This is a genomic window from Azospirillum sp. TSH20, from assembly GCF_003115935.1.
Lineage (GTDB): Bacteria > Pseudomonadota > Alphaproteobacteria > Azospirillales > Azospirillaceae > Azospirillum.
Genome location: NZ_LGQU01000139.1, coordinates 1 through 4,498, shown reverse-complemented (window position 1 = coordinate 4,498; position 4,498 = coordinate 1). Strand labels below are relative to the sequence as shown.

The window sequence follows — 4,498 nt, the reverse complement described above, 5'->3', positions numbered from 1 at the left end:
CGGCGGTCATCAGCTGGCTGCGCCAGCCGATGCCGACACGCAAGCCGGGCCCCAGCGCCGCCAGCCGCTCCCGCCAGCGCTCCACCAGCGCCGGATCCGGCACCAGCCAGGAATGCCGTTCGGGGAAGCGCTTCAACTCGGTGCGCAACAGTCGCGGCAGGCTGCCGGCGGCGATCTGGACATCGGCGTCGCGCGGGTCGGTGCTTTCCGGGCGGACATCGGCATCGGGGAAGGAGCGCGCGAACAGCCGCACCAGCCGGCGGTCGCATTCGATCACCAAACGGCCGGCGCGCCGCATCGCCTCGTCATAGCAGGAGGCGAAGAGGAATTCGTCGCCAATGCCCTGCTCCCGCCACACCAGCAGGCGCCGCCCGGCGATGTTCTCGCCGCGCCAGGCCCGCATGGACAGCCGGCGTCGATGGTTCCGGAGCGCCGGCGTGCCGAAACGCCAGTCGTAGCCGTTCCAGCCCGACCGGAGGACGCCGGTCTCCAGAAGCAGGAGTGCGCGGTTGAAATGGGACTGCGCATGCTTGGGATCGGCCTGCAGGGCCGCATCGAAGGCGGCCAGCGCCTCCTCATGCCGGCTTTGCCGCTTCAGCAGATAGGCCAGATTGCCGTGGGCCTCGGCAAGCGACGGGTCGTGGCCGATCGCGGTGCGGTGGCAGGCCTCCGCCTCCGCGACCCTGCCCAGCGCTTCCAGGCTGTTGCCCAGGTTGGTCCAGGCGACGGCGAGGCCGGGGTTGCTGCGGGTCGCGTGGTCCGCCGCGCGCGCGGCCTCGGTGAAACGGTCAAGTTTGTGGAGAGCGGTGGCGAGATTGCTGAGCATATCGGCGGCCCCCGGCATCAGGGCGACCGCGATGCGATGGGCTGCCACCGCATCCTCGGGACGCACCGCCAGTTCGGCACGGTGGCCGTGGGCAGGCGCCAGATCAGGGCGCAGGCGCAGCGCACGGGCAACGGCGGACCGCGCCTCCCCATCCAGCTCCATGCGGCGCAGCAACGCGGTCCGGTTGACCCAGTGCCCGACGCCGTCGGGCTGCACCGCGACACAGGCGCGCGACGCCCGCTCGGCCGCGTCGAAACGGCCCAACCCCTGGCAGGCCTCGCTCAACGCGGCATGGGCGGAGGCATTGACCGGGTCGGCGGCGACGGCGCGGACCAGCAGGGCCTGCGCCTCCTCCAATGCTCCGCGACGCTTCGCCAGCACACCGGCCAGATGCAAGGCGACCGGATGACCGGGTGCCGTGTCGAGCACCTGCCGCACCAGGGTGTCCGCCGCCGCCTCGTCGCCGGCGCGGTAATGGGCGACGGCATCCGCCGTCAGTCTGTCGGCCTCACTCCCCGGCCTTCCGTCCGCGTCTGGGACCGGAAGGCGCACCGGAGGCTTGCAGGACGCCGCGCGCGCCAACTCCTGCGCCATTCGGACGAGCGTGGTCTCCAGCCCCTCGCCCGGTCTGGGCTGGAACAGGCGCATGGTCGGGAACCAGGGCCGGACGCCGGTGCCCAACTGCGTCCAATCGCGGGTGCCGAAGCGCCAGACCGGCACGCCCAGCGCACCGGCCAGTTCCCCCGCCGACATCGCCGGCGAGATCACCAGATCCAGGTTGGCGGTCAGTGCAGCCGTGCCGTCGAAATCGTCCTTCAGGTCCAGGTCGGCCCAGCGGTGGATGGTCACGCCGAAGCGCTCTTCCGCCGTCCGCAGCTCGGCTTCGCAGTCGCCATATTGCAGATTGACGAACACCAGTCCCGGGACGGCGAACAGCGGCCCCCAATGTTCCAGCAGCACGTAGGCGGCCTTGCGCTCGGCGGTCATCAGCTGGCTGCGCCAGCCGATGCCGATCCGCAAGCCCGGCCCCAGCGCCGCCAGCCGCTCCCGCCAGCGCTCCACCAGTGCCGGGTCCGCCGCCAGCCAGGGTTCCTGCGGTTCGAAGGCGGACAGGCTGCCGCGCAACAGCTCCGGCAGGTTGCCGGCCGGCACATGGAAATCGACGCCCGGCGGCCGGTCCGGCGAGTGAATCGTCTCCCGGCCGGCGGCATCGACCGATTCCGCCCGAACGGTCGCCCGGGGAAAGGAGCGGGCGAACAACGGCACCAGACGTCGGTCGCATTCGATCACCACATGCCCGGTGCGCGCGATCAACGCCGGATAGCAGGAGGCGAACAGGATCTCGTCACCGACCCCTTGCTCGCGCCACACCAGCAGGCGACTGCCACCGGGCTCCTCGCCGCGCCACAGCGGGGCGGCGATCCGGCGGTTCACATACCCCTTGGCCCGGAAACGCCAGCGGTATCCCTCCCACCCGCCGGCGAGATCGCCGCGGGCGAGGCGCATCATGCCGCGGTTGAGGTGCGCCGTGCCGAGCGATGGATTGACCGACAGGGCGAGGTTCATGAAAGGCTCGGCCGCCGCGTGGTCCTGGCGGTATTGCCAGATCATCATGCCGAGATTGCCCGCGGCCTCCGCATTGTTGCCGTCGATCTCCAGCGCGCGCCGATGGGCCGCCTCCGCCTCCCCGATACGGCCGAGAATCTGCAGGGCAAGGCCGTAGCCGGTCAATGCGGTCGGGTTCCCGGCGTCGACCGCCAAGGCGCGCCGGTACAGACGCACCGCCCCGGCGGTGTCGTCGCGCTCGAGAAGCAGGCCGGCGAGGTTGGAATAGGCCTCGACGCTTCGGGGGTCGGCCGCTGCGGCACGGCGACAGAGATGCTCGGCGCGGCCGGTCTCCCGCATGCCGATGTGGGTGCCGGCGAGATTGACCAGGGCCTTCCCATAGTCGGGCCGAAGGCGCAGGGCGCGCCGGTACCACCGCGCCGGCCGTTCGAAATCGCAGGCGGGGTCGTAGCGATCCTCCAGCGACGTCCCGTGGTTGTTGACCGCCACGGCGTCGTCGGGGCTGAGGATCAACGCCCGGCGCAGCACCGGGACGGCTTCGCCGGTCATTCCGAGTTCGAGCAGGGCCACACCCAGATTGTTGCAGGCGCCCTGCATCGTCGGTTCGCGGTCCAACGCAAGGCGGAACTGCGCGACGGCCTCACGCAGCCGCCCCATGCCCTGCAGGGCGGTGCCGAAGGCGAAGTGCAACTGCGCATTGCCGGGATGCGCCGCGACCGCCGGGGTGAGAACGCCGCAGGCTTCCCCATGGTCGCCCCGGCCATTCAGCAGCACGCCCAGTTCCAGCGACAGCTCCTCGTCCGCCGGGACGGCCTCCAGCGCACGGCGCAGGCAGGCCTCCGCATCCGGGTGGCCCAACCCGCGCAGGCAGATCGCCAGATGCCGCCAGGCGGCGGACCGCGACGGGTCGGCCTGGACCACCGCGTAGAAGGCATTGGCCGCCGGCGCGATCCGGCCCATTTCCCGCTGGAGGATGCCGTAGTTGAAACGGGCGGTCAGATTGTCGGGGTCGAAGGTCAGCGCACGGGCATAGGAGTCCGCCGCCTCTTCCCGCCGGCCGAGGTGCTGAAGCACGGTGGCGCGGTTGCCATAGGCCTCGACATAGCGGTCGTTCTGCCTGATCGCGACCGCATAGGCGGCAAGCGCCTCATCCGGCATGTTCAGATCGGCCAGAACATTGCCGAGGCTGTTGTAGGCGGTGGGAAAGCGCGGCTGCAGCGCCAGGGCAGCCCCCAGTCCGGAAAGTGCCTCGGCGGTCCGGCCGGTCTGGTAGGCGATCATGGCCGACAGGTGCAGCGCATCGGCATGCGCCGGATCGTCGATCAGGATCCGGCGATACAGCGCCAGCGCCTCGGCGAGGCGGCCGGCGCGGTGCAGCGGCAATGCGGCGTCGAGCAGATCAGCGGCGGTCACGGCATCCGGTCTGTCGTCGGGGTGTCATCGTCGTCGGCGCCACCGCCGATCTGTTCGGCGCCAATCTGCTCGGCACCGTCATCGACCACCGCGCCGTCCGCCGCCCTGAACAGTTTGCGGCAGAGCTTGAGCGCCCGGTAGTAGTTGCGGCCTTCGACCAGTCGCGTGATCTCGTCCAGCGTCTTGGCGGCGTCGGGCCGCGCCTCGCGCGTTTCGTCGAGAATGGAGGCGAAGCGCTGAAGGTTCAGCGTCGAGTCTTCCGGGAAGATGTAGACGAGCTGAATGACGAAATAGAGCTTCTTCTCGATACAGTCGATCTGCTCTTCCTTCAGCACCTCGCGTCCACGCAGGAAATTGGCGGTGTTGTAAAGGAAGAACGAGCCCGGACGGTCGCCGGCACCGATGACGGCACCGTTGATGATGACCTTCTCGTTGGGACGAAGCACGAACTTGAGTGGCATGAGTGAGGAACCCGGGGCTTGCGGGCCGTCGCCGTCCGGCCTTTGCCGGCCCGGTCCGGCCCAAAAAAGAAACGGGCGGCGGCCTGATGCCGCCGCCCGCCGGGCGTGATCCTACCCGAACTTGCCGTCCGAACTCTACGCCTTAGAACAGGCGCAGGATCGACTGCTGCGACTGGTTGGCCAGCGAGAGGGCGATGGTGCCCAGCTGCTGCCGGGTCTGCAGCATCAGCAG

2 protein-coding genes are annotated in these 4,498 nt (G+C 70.1%); both read right to left on the bottom strand.

Going from position 1 to position 4,498, the window contains the following annotated elements; all coding sequences use genetic code 11:
- The coding region (locus TSH20_RS30735) for a tetratricopeptide repeat protein (protein ID WP_146207504.1) at positions 1–3,805 on the bottom strand (3,805 nt) is incomplete at its 3' end.
- On the bottom strand, positions 3,802–4,266 hold the full coding sequence (locus TSH20_RS30730) for a flagellar biosynthesis repressor FlbT (protein WP_247870957.1): 465 nt from the start codon (positions 4,264–4,266) through the stop codon (positions 3,802–3,804). The genes TSH20_RS30735 and TSH20_RS30730, both read right to left, overlap by 4 nt.
- Between the last annotated feature and the right edge of the window lie 232 nt (positions 4,267–4,498).

Excerpts from the sequence above, each read along its gene's own strand:
- TSH20_RS30730 (WP_247870957.1), bottom strand. The coding sequence starts at position 4,266 with ATGCCACTCAAGTTCGTGCTTCGTCCCAACGAGAAGGTCATCATCAAC.